Raw genomic sequence first — 1,010 nt, 5'->3', positions numbered from 1 at the left:
ATCCTGCAATGCAGTTACATTGGCTTTTTCTGATGCGATCTGTTCTTCTAAACTTTTAACCCTGCTGGTGCTGCCACTAAGCTCGCGTTGGCTATCCTGGTATTTATTACTTAATTCCTGGTTCCTTTCTCTCAGCTTGGAATAGGTATCCTGAAGTTCTGCATATTTCTTATTGCTTACACAACCAGCTGCAAGCGCAATGGCAAAGAGCATTATGGGAATTGATTTGTATAATTTCATAATCTTATTTTTATTTATTAATAGTAGGTTAACAAATTCCTTGCCGCAAAGTTCAATACCGACCTAAACCGGTGTTAAAAAGCGTTAATCTTTACCGAATCGAAGCTAGCCAAAGCTTTATACGTTCTTAATCCTATACTACCAGATTGATATTGACTATCTGTTGCAGAAAGAATGGGTTTTGCCGACCCGTTTATAAAAACATCAAATTTATCTCCTTTCGCCACTATCTTTAAGGTATACATTTCGTTCATTTCAACAGGATATTTTCCTGAACTTATAACGGTCCATTTTTGTCCGTTGGCTTTTCCCAACAGTACCGTTCCATTAGACTGATCCAAACCCACATAATACCCTTGGTAAGCATCGGCACCAATTGCCGGGTCAGAAACCCTGAACATTAAACCAGCATCACCGGTAGTATTGATTTTAACATCTGCCTGGTAAGTAAAATCCTTAAAGTCTGTTTCATTAGCCACATATTTAGATCCATTTATGCCATAACCACCAGAGCCTGCGTTCGATGCCGAATTAACCTGTCCATCTTTCCAAAACCAGCCACCTCCATAAAAAACCCAATTATTGGCCATTCCCTGATCAAAATTTTCGACCAAAGCCTTATTTATTTTTTTTGGCTGACCGATTACAGGAAAACAGCTTAGGCGTATATTTTCAGATCCATAAGGTACCAAGGTAACTTCTTCTTGCTTTTCGGTTGAGGAAATTGGACTAAAAGGCACATCAAAAGCGGCTACTTTGTTGTATCCTAG

The 1,010-nt window shown here is 38.9% G+C and carries 1 protein-coding gene and 1 pseudogene; both read right to left on the bottom strand.

The features are described from left to right. A pseudogene (locus AC1DPQ_RS28735) lies at nucleotides 1-240 on the bottom strand (hypothetical protein); the annotation flags it as partial. A 74-nt stretch (nucleotides 241-314) separates the two neighbouring features. Then, on the bottom strand, nucleotides 315-1,010 hold a 696-nt coding region (locus tag AC1DPQ_RS28730), incomplete at its 5' end, for a 3-keto-disaccharide hydrolase (protein WP_477611712.1).

It is taken from the genome of Pedobacter sp. 01T416_2 (genome assembly GCF_056398925.1).
This window is presented reverse-complemented; position numbering and strand designations above follow the sequence as displayed.